18 protein-coding genes and 1 pseudogene are annotated in these 16,521 nt (G+C 60.0%); 3 read left to right on the top strand and 16 right to left on the bottom strand.

From position 1 onward, the window contains the following. Positions 1-52 precede the first annotated feature (52 nt). From BLU75_RS28390 to ubiE, 10 genes and pseudogenes are all read right to left on the bottom strand, one after another. Positions 53-976, bottom strand: a pseudogene (locus BLU75_RS28390) (methyl-accepting chemotaxis protein); the annotation flags it as partial. Positions 977-1,252: 276 nt separating this feature from the next. Next, positions 1,253-1,960, bottom strand: a complete 708-nt coding sequence (locus BLU75_RS20775) for a 16S rRNA (uracil(1498)-N(3))-methyltransferase (protein ID WP_084379861.1) — start codon at positions 1,958-1,960, stop codon at positions 1,253-1,255. Further along, on the bottom strand, positions 1,957-2,748 hold the full coding sequence (gene tatC, locus BLU75_RS20770; protein ID WP_084379860.1) for a twin-arginine translocase subunit TatC: 792 nt from the start codon (positions 2,746-2,748) through the stop codon (positions 1,957-1,959). The genes BLU75_RS20775 and tatC overlap by 4 nt, the downstream gene beginning before the upstream one ends. Continuing rightward, entirely contained in the window at positions 2,745-3,161 is a 417-nt protein-coding gene (gene tatB / locus BLU75_RS20765; protein ID WP_084379859.1) for a Sec-independent protein translocase protein TatB, read from the bottom strand. Before tatB ends, tatC begins: the two co-directional genes overlap by 4 nt. Positions 3,162-3,171: 10 nt before the next feature. Beyond that, positions 3,172-3,450 carry a twin-arginine translocase TatA/TatE family subunit gene (locus tag BLU75_RS20760; protein WP_084379858.1) on the bottom strand — a complete coding sequence of 93 codons (279 nt, stop codon included), beginning with the start codon at positions 3,448-3,450 and terminating at the stop codon, positions 3,172-3,174. Between the two features lie 27 nt (positions 3,451-3,477). Continuing rightward, positions 3,478-3,810, bottom strand: coding sequence for a phosphoribosyl-ATP diphosphatase (locus BLU75_RS20755; protein WP_017478214.1), 333 nt, complete (start codon positions 3,808-3,810; stop codon positions 3,478-3,480). A 2-nt stretch (positions 3,811-3,812) separates the two neighbouring features. Further along, complete coding sequence (gene hisI, locus BLU75_RS20750) at positions 3,813-4,205, bottom strand: phosphoribosyl-AMP cyclohydrolase (protein WP_084379857.1); 393 nt, start codon at positions 4,203-4,205, stop codon at positions 3,813-3,815. A 63-nt stretch (positions 4,206-4,268) separates the two neighbouring features. Then, a complete protein-coding gene (gene ubiB / locus BLU75_RS20745) occupies positions 4,269-5,873 on the bottom strand; it encodes a ubiquinone biosynthesis regulatory protein kinase UbiB (RefSeq protein WP_084379856.1) in 1,605 nt (534 codons plus the stop codon). Beyond that, complete coding sequence (locus BLU75_RS20740; protein ID WP_084379855.1) at positions 5,870-6,493, bottom strand: ubiquinone biosynthesis accessory factor UbiJ; 624 nt, start codon at positions 6,491-6,493, stop codon at positions 5,870-5,872. Before BLU75_RS20740 ends, ubiB begins: the two co-directional genes overlap by 4 nt. Further along, positions 6,493-7,263 carry a bifunctional demethylmenaquinone methyltransferase/2-methoxy-6-polyprenyl-1,4-benzoquinol methylase UbiE gene (ubiE, locus tag BLU75_RS20735; protein WP_084379854.1) on the bottom strand — a complete coding sequence of 257 codons (771 nt, stop codon included), beginning with the start codon at positions 7,261-7,263 and terminating at the stop codon, positions 6,493-6,495. The genes BLU75_RS20740 and ubiE overlap by 1 nt, the downstream gene beginning before the upstream one ends. 144 nt (positions 7,264-7,407) lie before the next feature. Here ubiE and BLU75_RS20730 point away from each other — a divergent pair, with 144 nt between their 5' ends. The 3 genes from BLU75_RS20730 (at position 7,408) to BLU75_RS20720 (ending at position 9,203) form a co-directional block, all read left to right on the top strand. Then, positions 7,408-7,683, top strand: coding sequence for a polyhydroxyalkanoic acid system family protein (locus tag BLU75_RS20730; RefSeq protein WP_084379853.1), 276 nt, complete (start codon positions 7,408-7,410; stop codon positions 7,681-7,683). Between the two features lie 139 nt (positions 7,684-7,822). After that, a complete protein-coding gene (locus tag BLU75_RS20725) occupies positions 7,823-8,245 on the top strand; it encodes a phasin family protein (RefSeq protein ID WP_084379852.1) in 423 nt (140 codons plus the stop codon). 10 nt (positions 8,246-8,255) lie between these two features. Next, entirely contained in the window at positions 8,256-9,203 is a 948-nt protein-coding gene (locus BLU75_RS20720; protein ID WP_084379851.1) for a phasin family protein, read from the top strand. A gap of 91 nt (positions 9,204-9,294) precedes the next feature. Here BLU75_RS20720 and BLU75_RS20715 read toward each other — a convergent pair whose 3' ends face one another. The 6 genes from BLU75_RS20715 to hslU form a co-directional block, all read right to left on the bottom strand. Continuing rightward, positions 9,295-9,927: a TetR/AcrR family transcriptional regulator gene (locus tag BLU75_RS20715; protein WP_084379850.1), complete on the bottom strand. Its 633-nt coding sequence runs from the start codon at positions 9,925-9,927 to the stop codon at positions 9,295-9,297. Positions 9,928-9,959: 32 nt separating this feature from the next. Then, positions 9,960-11,642, bottom strand: a complete 1,683-nt coding sequence (gene phaC / locus BLU75_RS20710; RefSeq protein ID WP_084379849.1) for a class II poly(R)-hydroxyalkanoic acid synthase — start codon at positions 11,640-11,642, stop codon at positions 9,960-9,962. A gap of 103 nt (positions 11,643-11,745) precedes the next feature. After that, positions 11,746-12,591, bottom strand: coding sequence for a poly(3-hydroxyalkanoate) depolymerase (gene phaZ / locus BLU75_RS20705; RefSeq protein WP_084379848.1), 846 nt, complete (start codon positions 12,589-12,591; stop codon positions 11,746-11,748). Positions 12,592-12,724: 133 nt separating this feature from the next. Beyond that, complete coding sequence (gene phaC / locus BLU75_RS20700) at positions 12,725-14,404, bottom strand: class II poly(R)-hydroxyalkanoic acid synthase (RefSeq protein ID WP_084379847.1); 1,680 nt, start codon at positions 14,402-14,404, stop codon at positions 12,725-12,727. A 249-nt stretch (positions 14,405-14,653) separates the two neighbouring features. Next, entirely contained in the window at positions 14,654-15,031 is a 378-nt protein-coding gene (locus BLU75_RS20695) for a gamma-butyrobetaine hydroxylase family protein (protein WP_084379846.1), read from the bottom strand. Between the two features lie 132 nt (positions 15,032-15,163). Further along, positions 15,164-16,501, bottom strand: a complete 1,338-nt coding sequence (gene hslU, locus BLU75_RS20690) for an ATP-dependent protease ATPase subunit HslU (protein ID WP_084379845.1) — start codon at positions 16,499-16,501, stop codon at positions 15,164-15,166. Positions 16,502-16,521 lie beyond the last annotated feature (20 nt).

The following is a 16,521-nucleotide window of genomic DNA, read 5'->3' as shown; positions in this document are numbered from 1 at the left end:
GACCGGTGGTCATGCTCTGCATGGCGCGTTGCAATTGCCCCAGTTCGTCACGGCGCTGCGAATTCAGGTCATGGCTCAGGTCGCCCGCGGCGACTCGTTCAGCAACCTTGAGCGTCTGGTTCAACGGGATAACGATTTGACGGGTGATGATCCAGGCGGCCACTACGCTGAAGAGCAGCGCCAAGCCCGTGGCCAGCATCAGCAGTCGCTTGGCTTGGGTGGCATCGGTATCACGGACCACGGTTTGTGAAGCGGTCAGTTTTTTGCTGCGATCGATCAGGATATCGCCTTGTGCGGCCATGATTTTAAGGGCCGCCGCGCTGGCCACCTGAGAGTCGCGGAACTGGCTGATGGCCGCGCGATAAGCCTTGAAGGAATCGCTGGCTGCCTGCAGGTTGGCGGCATATTGCTCGGACAGGCTGGTGCGCAGGCTGTCGATGTTCTGCAAGGCGCTGTTGATGGCATCCAGTGCCGGTTGCTCGGCCTCGGTCTTGCCGCTGTAGGTATAGCCGCGCACCTGGAAGCGCGCTTGTTGAATTAGCTTGCTCAGGTCGACCACGCTGTTGAACTGAGCGACGCTGTAACCTTGCAGCAGGCTTTTTTCAATTTCGCTGACCTGGACCACCGCGCTGTCGGCGGTCGCACCCAGTTTGCTGCGGGCGTCTTCGCGCTGGGCGCCGGCCTGGACCAGGGCGTTGAAGGACTGTCGATAGGTGGCGACGGCGGCCAGTTGATCGTCGATCAAGGTGACGTCTTTGGCCTGCTCGATCTGCCCGCGCGCGATTTTCAATCCGCCCTCGAGTTCGTCCAGCAGCGTGTTGACCTCATCCGGGCCTTGTTCGCCATGGCGCGTTTCAAAATCCAGGCGGGCCAGACGCAAGTCTTTGGACAATTCATTGAGACTGGAAATAAACCCCAGTTTGTCACCACGGCTGATCACGCTACTGAGGCCCGTCCAGCCGGTGAACGTGGTCATCAGCGTCAGAATCAACACCAGGCCGAACCCCATGCCCAGCTTGCGGTTGACGCTTACATTTCCCAACTTTTCAAACGCCCATCGGTACATGCACTGAACTCCCCTGAACAAGGCCTGGACTTATTTCAGAGGCTATCGGCAGAGGGTGAGGATTCTGTAGGGGCGAGGGGAGCGCCCAGCCAGTGTTCGCGAAAAGCCTGAGGGCGCCGCGTTAAACCAGGACAGCGTGCGGTCGTTTGCGATATTCGCGAGCAAGCTGCGCTCCTACAAAGGAGGTCAGAACAGGCGGGCGAGCAAGGCGGTGACGGCGGTTTCGACCCGCAGGATCCGCGCACCCAATTGCACTGGCTGCAAACCGGCGTTGGCCAGCAAGTCCACTTCGTAGGGGATCCAGCCGCCCTCCGGGCCGATGGCCAGGGTCACCGGTTCATCCAGCCCGCGTGGGCATGGCGGGTAATTGCCGGGATGACCGATCAGGCCAAGGGTTCCTTGGGTGAGGGCCGGCAGGCGGTCTTCGACAAAGGGCTTGAAGCGTTTTTCGATGATGATTTCGGGCAATACCGTGTCCCGGGCCTGTTCCAGGCCGAGGATCAGTTGCTCGCGGATCGCTTCGGGTTCGAGAAACGGTGTCTGCCAAAAGCTCTTTTCCACTCGATAGCTATTGACCAGCACCAGCCGCGGCACGCCCATGGCGGCCACGGTTTGCAGGACCCTGCGCAGCATTTTTGGTCGAGGCAGGGCGAGCAACAGGGTCAGCGGCAATTTGGCGGGTGGCGGCTGATCAAGGGAAATCTGCAGTTCCGCTTCGCCGGCTTCCAGGCGCAGCAGTTCGGCGTTGCCCATCAGTCCGTCAATCCGCCCGACACGCAGGCGGTCGCCGACAGCGGCGCGGTGGACGTCCTGCATGTGCACCAGGCGCCGATCACGCAGGACCACTCGGTCAGCCGCGATAAAGTCGGCCTGTTCCAGCAGCAGCAGGTTCACGGTTGTGTGGCTGGCGGCTGGTCGTCGTCGGCGGGTTGCTCATCCGGGCGTTCGCCGCGCTTGCTCACCAGGCTGCCAAACAGGATGCCGACTTCGAACAACATCCACATTGGCACGGCTAACAGGGTTTGCGAGAAGATGTCCGGTGGCGTCAGGATCATCCCGACCACAAAGCAGCCGATGATCACGTACGGACGGATCTTGCGCAGGTACTTGACGTCGACCACACCGATCCACACCAGCAGCACCACGGCCACCGGGATCTCGAAGGCTACGCCGAAGGCGAAGAACAGCGTCATCACGAAATCGAGGTAGCTGGTGATATCGGTCATCATTTCCACGCCGGCCGGCGTCGCGGCGGCGAAGAACTTGAAGATCAGCGGGAACACCAGAAAGTAGGCGAATGCCATGCCGGTGTAGAACAGCATGATGCTCGACACCAGCAGTGGCACTGCGATGCGTTTTTCGTGCTTGTACAACCCCGGCGCGATAAAGCCCCAGACCTGGTGCAGGATCACCGGGATCGCCAGGAACAGCGAGACCATCATCGTCAGTTTCAACGGCGTGAGGAACGGCGAGGACACGTCGGTGGCGATCATCGTCGCGCCTGCCGGCAGGTATTCGCGCAGCGGCGTCGAGACGAAGGTGTAGATCTGCTGGGTAAAGGCAAACAGCCCGGCAAAGATCACAAAGATCGCCGCGACACAGCGCAGCAGGCGGGTGCGCAACTCGGTGAGGTGCGAGACCAGCGGCATGTGCTGGTCGTTTTCCGGTTTATCAGCGCTCATGGGGCTCGCGGCGGCAATGTAGGGTCGTGGGGAGCGGGCGACGCAGCAGGCGTCGGCGCGGCTTCTGTCGGCGCTGTGACGGGCGCGGGCGTTGCAGCCGGCGCGGCTTCAGCCACGGGCGCAATGCTCTGCTCGGCCAGCGGTTCGACCGGCGCAGGTGCCTGCTGCTGGGGCGCGAGGATTTTTCGCGCGTCCTGCTCCAGGGACAGGATATGTTCGTTGTGCAACTGCCGACGAATCTCGTCGGCGCCTATTTCCCGTTCAACTTCCTGTTTGATCGCGTTGAAACTGCGTTTCAGGCGCCCGATCCACAGGCCGGCCGTACGTGCTGCGCCGGGCAGGCGTTCCGGCCCCAGCACCAACAGCGCAACGAGGCCGACGAGCAGCAGTTCAGTGAAGCTGATACCAAACATTAGTCAGTGCTCACGAGTCTTTGCGGGTCGGCTCTTCGACTTTCTCGGGCTGCACGTCGAAGGTGCGACGTTCAGTGATCGGTTGGGTGGCCTGCGGGTGCACAGGCTGCGCCGGCGGAACCGGGTTGGCGGCGTTATCGGCCGGTTTTTCGTCATCGTTCATGGCTTTGCGAAAGCCCTTGATGGACTCGCCGACGTCGGTGCCGAGGTTTTTCAGTTTTTTGGTACCGAACACCAGGACAACCACGATGAGAATAACGACCCAATGTTTCCAGTCAAAAATGCCCATGCTGCAATTCCTCTGTCAAAAAGTTATTCAGGCGGACGGGCGCGAGGCCTTTTCGGCGTGCCCGGACAAGCCGAAGCGACGGTCCAGTTCATCAAGCACGGCCTGCGGATGCTGCCCCAGTTGGGCGAGCATGACCAGACTGTGGAACCACAAGTCGGCGGTTTCGTAGATCACATCGCTGCAGTCGCCGCTGATTTGTGCGTCCTTGGCTGCAATGATGGTCTCGACGGACTCTTCGCCGAGCTTCTCGAGAATCTTGTTCAAGCCCTTGTGATACAGGCTGGCCACATAGGAGCTATCGGCGGCCGCGCCTTTGCGGTCTTCCAGCACCTGGGCCAGACGGTTGAGTGTATCGGTCATGTTCAGTGTCCTGCCGAATAGATAGCGTGCGGGTCTTTGAGGACGGGCTCGACGGTTTTCCATTCGCCGTTCTCGAACACCCGGTAGAAGCAGCTGTGACGGCCGGTGTGACAAGCGATGTGGCCAATCTGCTCGACCATCAGGATGATCACGTCGGCGTCGCAGTCGAGGCGCATCTCATGCAGCTTTTGCACGTGCCCGGACTCCTCGCCCTTGCGCCACAGTTTGCCACGCGAACGTGACCAATAGATGGCGCGCTGCTCGACGGCGGTCAGGCTCAAGGCTTCGCGGTTCATCCAGGCCATCATCAGCACGCGCCCGGTCTTGTGGTCCTGGGCAATGGCCGGCACCAGGCCGTCACTGTCCCACTTGATCTCGTCCAGCCAGTCTTTCATCTTCGACTCCGACAGCCGTGCGCTACCCGCAACGGCAATGAACACAGTGTATAACCGGACGGGCTATCGGCGCACGACCAGATACAGGCCGACGGCGACCATGATCCCCGCTGGCCAATGCCCAAGATCCTGTAGCGGTCCACCGGCCGCGAGCACCGCGCCGCCGCCCAAGTGTGCCGCACCCAGCAGACGCAGGAACCAGTCGTCCTTGCGCTCGGGCCACGGCGCGGGCGGGTCCTTGGCGTGGGGCTGGGACATGCGCTCAAGCAAGTCGCGGGTCATGTTGGCCAGATGCGGCAATTGCTCGACCTGGCTCTGCAGGTTGCCCAGCAGGGTTTTTGGGCTGACCCGCTCGCGCATCCAGCGCTCGAGGAACGGCTGTGCGGTGTTCCACAAATCCAGGTCCGGATACAGCTGGCGGCCCAGGCCTTCGATGTTGAGCAGGGTTTTCTGCAGCAGCACCAGTTGCGGCTGGACTTCCATATTGAAGCGCCGTGCGGTCTGGAATAGGCGCATCAGCACTTGGCCGAAGGAAATATCCTTTAACGGTTTTTCGAAGATCGGTTCGCAGACGGTGCGGATCGCCGCTTCGAATTCGTTGAGCTTGGTTTCTGCCGGCACCCAGCCCGAATCGATGTGTAGCTGCGCCACGCGGCGGTAATCGCGCTTGAAGAAGGCAAACAGGTTGCGCGCCAGGTAGTCCTGGTCTTCCGGCGTTAGGCTGCCGACGATGCCGCAGTCGATGGCAATGTACTGCGGGCTCCACGGGTTGACCGTGCTGACAAAAATGTTGCCGGGGTGCATGTCGGCGTGGAAGAAACTGTCACGGAACACCTGGGTGAAGAAAATCTCCACACCGCGTTCGGCGAGCATTTTCATGTCGGTGCGCTGGTCGGCCAGGGTCGCCAGGTCGGTCACCTGAACGCCATAGATGCGCTCCATCACCAGCACTTTCGGCCGGCACCAGTCCCAATAGACTTGTGGCACGTAGAGCAGCGGCGAACCTTCGAAGTTGCGTTTGAGCTGGCTGGCGTTGGCCGCTTCGCGCAACAGGTCGAGTTCGTCGTAGATGGTTTTTTCGTAGTCGGCGACCACGTCTACCGGGTGCAGCAGGCGCGCATCGGCGGAGAAGCGCTCGGCGGCGCGGGCGAGGATGAACAGCCACGCCAGGTCCTGGCCGATGATCGGCTTGAGCCCGGGACGAATCACCTTGACCACGACTTCTTCGCCGGTCTTGAGTTGCGCGGCATGCACCTGGGCCACCGAGGCCGAGGCCAGGGGCGCGATATCGAAGCGGCTGAAGACTTCGCTGATTTTTTTGCCCAACTGCTCCTCGATCAGCTTCATCGACAGTTGCGAGTCGAACGGTGGCACGCGGTCCTGCAACAGCATCAACTCGTCGGCGATGTCTTCGGGCAGCAAATCGCGGCGAGTGGACAGGATTTGTCCGAACTTGATGAAAATCGGTCCCAGGTCCTGCAGGGCCAGGCGCAGGCGTGCGCCACGGCTCAGATCGAGGCTCTTGCGCGGAAACCAGCGCCACGGCAGCACATAGCGCACCGCCAGCAGGAACCAGGGCAAGGGCAAGGCGAACAGCAGGTCATCGAGACGGTAGCGGATGACCACGCGCTGGATACGAAACAAACGGCGGACGGCGAGCAGCTTCATGCGTTATCGCTTGGATCAAGGGAGCGACTCAGGCGCTCGAAGCGCGCCTCAAGTCGTTCAAGGTCGAGTTTGGCCTGGTCGAGTTCACGAAAGCGCGCTTCGGCTTCCCGTTGTCCGACGAGGGTGCGCGATTCTTCGCTGAGGTATTCGGCGAGGTTCTGGTTCAGGCTGGCGAAACCCTGCTGGTACCAGCGCGAGCGGCTGCGCAGGTGGCCACTGAGCAGGTGAGTGGCCACCGGACCCAGCCAGCGCGACAGTTCGTATTCCCAGTCCAGGTCCAGGTCTTGCAACACCGCGGCCAGGTCCATCAAGACCGCGCTGTCGCCTTCGAGCGTCACGTCCGGGCCGTGCAGGATTGCCGTCTTGTCTTGGCTCAAGGCCAGGCGCAGCAGGCTTGCAGCCGGTGCGCGCAAGGTGCAGTCGGCATCGGCGGCCCAGTGGGCCGCCAGCAACAGGCCTTCATCGCTGGGCAGGATATACAGCTGCAGGGCAGGACGTGTGCAGTCCACGGCAATGATCTTGCCGTTCAAGTGCGCCAGTCGCGCCAGGGCGGTGCTGTCCAGGCGCAGGACACGGTTGATGCCGTGTTCGACGCTGGCGAGAAGGCCTTGCAGCAGCATCAGGGCTTGATGCCGCGGTGCAGGGCGACGATGCCCGAGGTCATGTTGTGGTAGGTCACCCGGTCGAAACCGGCCTCCACCATCATCGACTTCAGGGTTTCCTGGTTGGGGTGCATGCGGATCGACTCGGCCAGGTAGCGATAGCTTTCGGCATCATTGGTGATCAGCTTGCCCATCAACGGCATAAAGGCGAACGAGTAGGTGTCGTAGACCTTGGACATCAGCGCGTTGGTCGGTTTGGAGAACTCCAGCACCAGCAGACGACCGCCCGGCTTCAGTACGCGCAACATCGAGCGCAGGGCGTCTTCCTTGTGGGTCACGTTGCGCAGGCCGAAGGCGATGGTCACGCAATCGAAATGGTTGTCGGGGAACGGCAGTTTTTCGGCATCGGCCTGGACGAACTCAATGTTGCCGGCCACTCCCTTATCCAGCAGGCGGTCGCGACCGACCTTGAGCATGGAACCGTTGATGTCGGCCAACACCACTTGACCGGTCGGGCCCACCAGCTGGGAAAACTTGGCGGCCAGGTCGCCGGTGCCGCCAGCGATATCCAGCACGCGGTTGCCGACGCGCACGCCTGACAACTCGATAGTGAAACGCTTCCACAGGCGGTGCATGCCGCCGGACAGCACGTCGTTCATCAGGTCGTATTTGGCGGCCACGGAGTGGAACACCTCCGCGACCTTTTCCGCTTTCTGGCTTTCCGGGACGTTCTTGAAGCCGAAGTGAGTGGTGGGTTCGGCATCGCTGCCTTTGCGCTGATCAGTCATATCGCTGTCACCAAAAGAGAATGCGGGACATGATAATCCCCAAGGCCTGCTTTGTCTTGGCAAGGGTGAAGGTAAGATAGACGGCCACCGAGACCTTTTGCCGCATGGGCGGTCACCACATCGCTTTAATGAGGAGTCATTCCAATGGCCCGGATACAGATCGAACGTGCCCATACCCTGGGTAAAGAAGCTGCCAGGGCGAAGGCCGAGAAGTTGGCGATCAAACTCAAGGATCAATATGGTCTGGAGCCGTCCTGGACTGGCGATACATTGAACCTTAAGCGTTCCGGAGTTAAAGGCACGCTGAAAGTCGCTGAAGATTCATTGCGGGTCGAGGTGGAACTGGGCCTGTTGATGTCGGCCATGAGTGGCACCATCAAGTCCGAAATCGAGAAAGCCCTGGATAAGGCGCTGGCCTGACCAGCGTCGCGTGATCCTGCGCACGACAGGCCATTTTCCAGCGTTGTTAGGGTGCCGATTCTAATTTTTCTCCTTACTTTGTACCCAGCCCTCAACTCCTGTGGGCAGTTCCTCTACCCGTTTATACGTGAGGTGCAGCATGGCCAAAGTTATGTTGAAGAAAAAAATCGACACCCGGATTAACGCATTCAGCGACGTTAAATCCTATGCCCGCGGGATCTGGCTGGCGGGTTTGGGGGCGTACGCGAAGGTCGGCAGCGAAGGTAGCGAGTACTTCAAGGAACTCGTAAAGACCGGTCAAGATGTTGAAAATAAAAGCAAAAAAGTTGTGAGCGAACAACTTGATGCGGCCAACAGTCAGCTTGATTACGTCAAGAGCAACCTCTCCAGCGTCAAAGGCAAAGTCGACGTGCAGTTGGATAAAGTCGAGCGTGCCTTTGACAGTCGTGTTGCAAGTGTCTTGAATCGCATCGGTATTGCGGCTAAACATGACGTCGAGACACTCTCTGCTAAGCTCGATGAGCTGACGGCATTGCTTGAACGCGTCGCGCGTAAACATTAAGGAGAACGGGATGGCTGGTAAAAAGAATACTGAAAAAGAAGGCAGCTCGTGGATCGGGGAAGTTGAAAAATACTCCCGCAAGATCTGGCTTGCTGGTTTAGGCGTGTACTCGAAGGTCAGCAGTGACGGCGGCAAATACTTCGAGACGTTGGTTAAAGACGGCGAGAAAGCCGAAAAATTGACCAAGAGCGCAGTCGATAAACAAGTAGATGCCGCCAAGGCGAACGCCAGTTCCACCAAGTCACGCATCAGTGATGCAAAAAAACAGGTGCTTGGCACTTGGGGTGAACTGGAAGGTGCTCTCGACAAGCGCCTGAACAGTGCCATTTCGCGCCTGGGCGTACCTAGCCGCAATGAAGTGAAGGCGCTGCACAGCAAGGTCGATACGCTGACCAAGCAAATCGAAAAACTGACCGGTGCCAAAGTTGCGCCTGTGGCGACCAAAGCAGTAAAACCTGCTGCCAAGCCCGCGGCAAAAACCGCAGCGGCCAAGCCCGCCACTAAAACTGCGGCCAAGCCTCTGGTCAAGGCTGCCGCCAAGCCGGCTGCCAAACCAGCGGCCAAACCAGCGGCCAAGGCACTAGCCAAGACCGCAGCAAAACCTGCAGCCAAGCCAGCAGTCAAAACCGCAGCCGCCAAACCGGCAGCCAAGCCTGCCGCCAAGAAGCCAGTGGCCGCCAAAACTGCTGCCAAGCCGGTGGCAAAACCAGCGGCAAAACCAGCGGCTAAAACCGCAGCCGCCAAGCCAGCCGCCGCGAAACCCGCTGCAGCCAAGGCTGTTGCAAAACCTGCCGTGGCGAAGAAACCAGCCACCGCGAAAAAACCTGCCGCTCCAAAGCCAGCCGTTGCCGCCAAGCCTGCAGCCCCGGCGCCAACCACCAACTCGGCCACCGCGCCGACGCCGGCAGCTACCCCGACTGCAACGCCGGCAACCCCGACGCCTACCAGTCAGTCCTGATTTCACGGGACATAAAAAAGCGCCCGGCCTTTAAAGGTCGGGCGTTTTTTATGCTTGTGCCCAGACGCTATCTCGCTCAAGACAATGATGACTATCGCAGGCCGAGATTCGCGTCATTCAGATAGCGCAGGGCAAATCGTTCGGTCGCCTGCCTGGCTGGCATCAGCAGGTGCGGTGCCACCAGCATCATGACTTGGTACACCGCTACCCGCACCTCACCCTGACGATCGAGAATCCGTTGGTAATCTAGGGAAAACAGCAGGGTCATGGTGATCTGCTCCACCAGTTGTCCCAATGCCTGGGTATCGCTGACCAGCTGTCCCGTGGTTTTGAGTCGGGCCAACAGCGACGCCAATGTACGCTTCAACGCGGTCAGCAAATGGCGCATACCCTTGGCCAGTTTGGGCAGGCGTCCGGCCAGGTTCGACAGGTCCTGGAACAGAAACCGATAGTGCGCCATGCGTTCGACAATCAGATGCAGAAATAGCCAATAATCCTCGGGCGCCAATTGTACGTCCGGCGGCGGGTCGAGCAGCGGCGCCAACTCTGCCTGGAAGCGCTCGAACAGCCCGAGCACCAGAGGCTCCTTGCCGTGGAAATGGTAGTAGAGGTTGCCGGGGCTGATCCCCAGTTCATTGGCCACTTCCAGGGTTGAAACATTGGGTTCGCCCTTGTGGTTGAACAACTGCAGGGCACATTCAAGAATACGGTCTCGGGTTTTCATCCAGTCTTCTTAGTGATCGATGCGCCAAGGGGTCAGCGGACCCGCACGTAAGTGCCAGGCGCCGGCTCCATCGGTGGGTAGTTCTGGTTGCCCAGGGCGGTCAGGGTCTCGCGCTGGGTGCCCGAGCGTTGCTGGATCCACTCCAGCCACTGCGGCCACCAACTGCCTTCGATATGACTGGCGTCGTAGTACCAGGCACGCGGGTCGCTGCTCAGTTTCGGGTTTTCGACGAAGTTGGCCTTGGGGTTGCCCGGCGGGTTGAGAATGCTCTGGATGTGCCCGCTGTTGGACAGCACGAAGCGCTTGTCGCCACCCAGCAGCAGGCTCGAGCGATAGACTGCATCCCACGGGGTGATGTGGTCGTTGATCCCGGCCACGCTGAAACTGTCCACCGTGACTTTTTGCAGGTCAACAGGCGTGCCGCAGACCTCCAGGCCACCGGGATGGCTCAGCGGGTTGTGCTTGAAGAAATCCAGCAGGTCGCCATGCAAGGCCGCCGGCAAGCGGGTGTTGTCGTTGTTCCAGTACAGAATGTCGAAGGCCGGTGGCTCCTTGCCCAGCAGGTAGTTATTGATCCAGTAGTTCCAGATCAGATCATTGGGGCGCATCCAGGCGAACACCCTGGCCATGTCACGACCGTCCAGCACGCCTTCCTGGTAAGAGCGCCGTTTGGCCGCCTCCAGGGTTTGCTCATCGACAAACAGCGTGGCCGGACTGTCGATCTGACTGTCCAGCAGGCTCACCAGGTAAGTCGCGCTGGAGACGCGCCGCAGTTGTCGTTTGGCTTGCAGATGACCTTGCAGCGCCGCGATGGTCAGGCCGCCGGCGCACGCGCCCATCAGATTGACCTCGCGTGCGCCGGTGATCGCCCGGCAAATGTTCAACGCTTCCTCAAGCGCCGCCACATAGCTGGACAGGCCCCATTCGCGGTGGCGCACGTCCGGGTTGCGCCAACTGACCATAAACACTTGCAGGCCATTTTTCAGGGCGTATTGGACGAAGCTGTTAGCCGGGCTTAGGTCGAAAATGTAGTACTTGTTGATTTGCGGCGGCACCACCAGCAGTGGCTTGGCGTACTGTTTCTCGCTCATGGGCTTGTACTGGATCAGCTCCAGCAGCTCATTGCGAAAGACCACCGAGCCTGGCGTCGTGGCCACCGTCTTGCCGACCTCGAACGCCTGCTTGGTGACCTGGCGCGGCAAGCCATGGTTGTGCAGCAAGTCGTCGAGCAGATTGCTCGCGCCCCGCACCACGCTTTGGCCGCCGGAATTGAGCAGTTCCTTGATCGCCAAGGGGTTGAGCAAGGTGTTGGACGGCGACACCGCGTCATTCAGCAGCGAAAAGGCAAAATGCGCCCGTGCGCGGTCGTCCTCGCTCAGGGTGCTGTCATCGATCCAGTGTTTGGTCTGTTTCTGCCAGCTTAGATAGGCTTGCAGACTGCGTCGATAAAACGGGTTGTGCCGCCAGGTCGGGTCGGCGAAGCGGCCGTCGTGAGGATAGGGCTCATGCATGGTTTCTCCGAGCAGAACGCGTCCCAGCTGGCCGCCCAGCGCCACCGCGTGCCTGGCACTGTGCAGCGGGTTACGCAGGCTATGGGCCGCGACGCTGCGCAGGGTCGACAGCAGATCCCGACCGCGCAGGCCAGTGATTGCGCTTCGGGCATTGATGAACGCGGCGGGTGTGGGCGCCGGGGTGGTCACGGGTCGGTCACGCATGAGTCAACACTCCTTCGTCAATTCACCATCAAGCACGCCAATTCAGAACCATAGTCGGTTCTGGCCAAGTTGCGCGTTTGCCTTCTGGCTCGCGCCCTTGGTGTTACAGGGCTGGGTGCGGGTGGATCACCGCACGCAAGCGTTCTTCCTGGAGAAACTTCATGATGATCGGTGCTACCGCTTCGGCCCGGGTGATCAGGAACAGATGACCGTCGTCGATGATGTGCAATTGCGCGTTGGGAATGCGCCAAGCCAGCATGCGCATGTTGACCAGCGGGATCAGCGGGTCGTCGTCGCCGGCCAGCACCAGGGTCGGTTGCTTGATCTTGTGCAGCCAGTGAATGCTGGTCCAGCCCAGCCCGGCGAACAGTTGCCAGTAATAGCCCAGCTTGCCGGCCGAGCGCACTTTGCTCGCGTGTTCGGCCGCCAGCTTCAAGTCCCGACGGAACGAGCCGCCATAGATCATCGGCGCAATGCGCACCACGTGGGACGGTTGGATATAGCGCCGAGGGCTTGCCATCAGCCACAGCACCTTCGGCTTGCCGGGCACCATGAACGCCCCAGCTGCCGTCGCCGCGAGAATCAGCTTCTTGCAGCGTTCCGGGTAATCGTAGGCAAACTGCTGCGCCAAGGCGCCGCCCCAGGAAACCCCGACAGCATTCACCTGACCATAGTCCAGGTAATCGAGCATGCGCGCGGTGAGCTTGGCCAGGCCGGGAAAGCGATAGGGCCGGTTCGGGGTCGAAGAACCACCGACACCCGGTACATCGAAAGCAATCACTTCCAGGTCCGGATCCAGCGCCTGGACGAACGGAAACACCAGCTCGAGGTTGGCGCCGATGCCGTTGAAAATCAGCAGCGGGGTCAAGTGAGGCTTACCCGGTCGTACCGCCGTGCGGATGGTCTGGCCATCCAGATCGATGGTACGGAAGATAAACGGTTGCGGCATGGGCTTACCCTGCGAGTGTAGGAGCGAGCTTGCTCGCGAATATCGTCAACGAAAACACGGGGTGTCTGATACCCCACGGTGGTCTTGAGTACTACGCGAGCAAGGGCTAAGCGCCCCTCTCGCTCCTACAGGGTTATCTTTCGTGAACGTATGTGCCTGGTGCAGCCTCTGCGGCTGCATGGGCTTTGTTACCCAAGCTGGCCGGTGCCTTCTTCAACTTGCCCGAGCGATCCGCCAGCCACGCCTGCCAGTGCAGCCACCAGGAGTCGGTGTGCTTGGTGGCGTTCTCCTGCCAGTCCAAGGCCTTCTGCGCCATGCTTTCGTTGGTCTGGTAACGCGCTTTCGGGTTGCCGGGCGGGTTGAGGATGCTTTGAATATGTCCGCTGCTGGACAGCACGAATTCGACCTTGCCGCCAAACAGTTGCGCCGACTTGTAGCACGACTGCCATGGCGTGATGTGGTCGTTGGTGCCCGCCAGTGAGTAAATGTCGGCGGTCACCTGCTTGAGGTCGATGGGGGTGCCGCACACTTCCAGGGCATTCGGGCGTACCAGCGGGTTATTTTTGAACAGCTCGATCAGGTCGCCGTGAAAGGCGGCGGGCAAGCGCGTGGTGTCGTTGTTCCAGAACAGAATATCGAAGACCGGAGGCTCGTTGCCCAGCAGGTAGTTGTTGACCCAGTAATTCCAGATCAGGTCATTGGGGCGCATCCAGGCAAACACCTTGGCCATGTCACGACCTTCCAGCACACCCGCTTGATAGGAGTGGCGCTTGGCCGCTTCCAGGGTCTGTTCGTCGACGAACAGCGCCACTTGAGTGTCCAGGGTGGTGTCGAGCACGCTTACCAACAACGTCAGCGCGTGGACTTTTTTCTCCCCCAGCGCGGCGTAATGGCCGAGCAGGGCGGTGCAGGTGATGCCGCCGGAGCAGGCGCCGAGCATGTTGACGTCCTTGCTGCCGGTAATCGCCGTTACCACGTCGACCGCTTCCTTCAGCGCCTCGATATAGGTCGACAAGCCCCACTCGCGCTGAGCCTTGGTGGGGTTGCGCCAACTGACGATAAACGTCTGCTGGTTATTGCGCAGGCAGAAACGCGCCAGGCTTTTATCCGGGCTCAGGTCGAAGACATAGAATTTGTTGATCTGCGGCGGCACCACCAGCAACGGGCGTTCATGCACCTGTTCAGTGATCGGCTTGTATTGGATCAGCTCCAGCACATCGTTGCGAAACACCACGGCGCCCTCGCTGGTGCCCAGGCTCTTGCCCACCTCAAAGGCGCCCATGTTGACCTGGCTCGGCATACCGCCGTTATGAACCATGTCCTTGGCCAGGTGCGACAGGCCATCGAGCAAGCTCTTGCCGCCGGTTTCGAAGAAGCGTTTGACGGCGGCGGGGTTGGCGGCGCTGTTGGACGGGGCCATGGCTTCGGTCATCAGATTGATAACGAAGTGCCCGCGGCTGATGTCCTGCTCTGACAGATTGCTGTCACCGATCCAGTCGTGCAGTTCCTTGCGCCATGCCAGATAGGTCTGCAGATAACGTTTGTAGAGCGGGTTCTGGCTCCACGCCGGGTCATTGAAACGACGGTCATCGCTCTCGGGCGCAAGTTCGGATTTGCCGAACACCACGTTCTTCAATTCGACGCCAAAGTGTGCGACGTGCTTGACGCTGTGCAACGGTTGCCTGATGGCCTGGGTCAGCACCATTCGAGCAGAAGCCAGTAAATCCTTTTTCCGTAACGCGATGATCGGGTTCAGCCCCAAGGTGTTTTCCGAGGCCTGACGTTTCAAGTCATCGTTGTTCTTGTTACTCATCTACGACGCTCCATTGTCCGAAAGACGAGTACCAGGTACCGCTGCGCACCACGTGTCGGCGCACAACACCAGTCTGGTACTGCTGCTCGGGTGACCGTTGAGACCGCATCGTCAAATGCAGGGAACTTGCCAGTTCCATTGGTTACCCGAGTTTAATTTTTTTCGCAAGCGGGCCATTCATTGGCCACACGACAGGGCATTCAAGCAGATGAAATTAGAAAATGCTTACTAATGAGTAAGAGGCTTGAGTTAGAGCACCAGTCTGACGACCGACTCGTTGGGATCGCGGGTTTTTCCGGCTGACTTGAGTTCGGCAAGATAATCGGCCCACAGAACGTCCTGACGCACGGCAAGCTGATAAAGGTAATCCCAGGTGAGCAATCCGCTGTCATGACCGTCGTCGAAGGTCAATTTCAGTGCGTACTGTCCGGCGGGTTCGATCTTGCTCAAGCCGACATTCAGCTTGCCGAATTGCAGGATCGGTTTGCCGTGGCCCTGGACCTCGGCGGAAGGGGAGTGCACGCGCAGAAATTCGGCGGGCAGGTGATAGACCTCGTCTGGGCCGTAGGTCAGCGCCAGGGTTTTGGAGGCTTTGTGCAGATTTATCGCGGTAGGAAGCTTAGACATTGGGTATCCGCCCAGAGATGATCCTGAAGGAACCGGCTCAACAATGTGGGAGCGGCGGTGCGACGATTCGACTTGCTCGCGAATCGTCGCACCGCCGCTCCCACTTCAGAGCAAAGCGGTCCTGCGTGAGGCCTACAGGATATAACGAGACAGATCTTCGTTCTCGGCCAATTCGCCCAGGTGGCTGTTGACGTACTCGGCGTCGATCTTGATCGTCTCGCCGTTCTGCGCCCCCGCCATGTCGCCCGCGCTGAAGGAGACTTCCTCGAGCAGGCGCTCAAGCAAGGTGTGCAGGCGACGGGCACCGATATTCTCGGTCTTTTCGTTGACCTGCCAGGCGATCTCCGCCAAACGCTTGATGCCATCCGCCTGGAACTCGATGCCCAGGCCCTCGGTTCCCAGCAGTTCGCGATACTGCTCGGTCAGCGACGCGTGCGGCTCGCTGAGGATGCGCTCGAAGTCACCTGGCGTCAGCGCCTTGAGCTCCACGCGAATCGGCAGGCGGCCTTGCAGCTCTGGCACCAGGTCGCTTGGTTTGCTCAGGTGGAACGCACCCGAAGCGATAAACAGGATGTGGTCGGTCTTGACCATGCCCAGCTTGGTATTGACGGTGCAGCCCTCGATCAGCGGCAGCAGGTCGCGCTGCACGCCTTCGCGGGATACATCGACACCGCCGGAATTGCCGCGCTTGGCGACCTTGTCGATCTCGTCGATAAACACAATGCCGTGCTGCTCGACCGCTTCCAGGGCCTTGGCCTTGAGTTCTTCCTCATTGACCAGGCGCCCGGCTTCTTCGTCACGTACCAGTTTCAGCGCTTCCTTGACCTTGAGCTTGCGGCTTTTCTTCTTGCCCTTGCCCATGTTGGCGAACAGATTCTGCAACTGGCTGGTCATTTCTTCCATGCCAGGCGGCGCGGAAATATCGACGCCAGAGACTTCGGCGACTTCGATCTCGATTTCCTTGTCGTCCAACTGACCTTCACGCAGGCGCTTGCGAAACAGCTGCCGCGTGTTGGAGTCCTGGCTCTGTGCCGAGTCTTCGTTGAAGCCCATGCGTGCCGGTGGCAGCAGAGCATCGAGGATGCGTTCTTCGGCGGCATCTTCGGCGCGATGACTGACCTTGGTCATTTCCTGTTCGCGCAGCAGTTTCAGCGCGGCATCGGCCAGGTCACGGATGATCGACTCGACGTCACGGCCGACATAGCCGACTTCGGTGAACTTGGTCGCTTCGACCTTGATGAACGGCGCATTGGCCAGTTTGGCCAGGCGACGGGCGATCTCGGTTTTACCGACGCCTGTAGGACCGATCATCAGGATGTTTTTGGGGGTTACTTCAACGCGCAGTTCTTCGGGCAGTTGCATCCGGCGCCAGCGGTTACGCAAGGCGATAGCTACGGCGCGTTTGGCATCGTCCTGGCCGATGATATGGCGATCGAGTTCATGGACGATTTCGCGGGGAGTCATGGACATAATGGTGTGCGGTCCTCAAG

It is taken from the genome of Pseudomonas mucidolens, assembly GCF_900106045.1.
In the GTDB taxonomy this organism is placed as follows: Bacteria; Pseudomonadota; Gammaproteobacteria; order Pseudomonadales; family Pseudomonadaceae; genus Aquipseudomonas; species Aquipseudomonas mucidolens.
The sequence above is the reverse complement of the archived record's forward strand: the minus strand, read 5'-3'. Positions and strand labels throughout refer to the sequence as shown.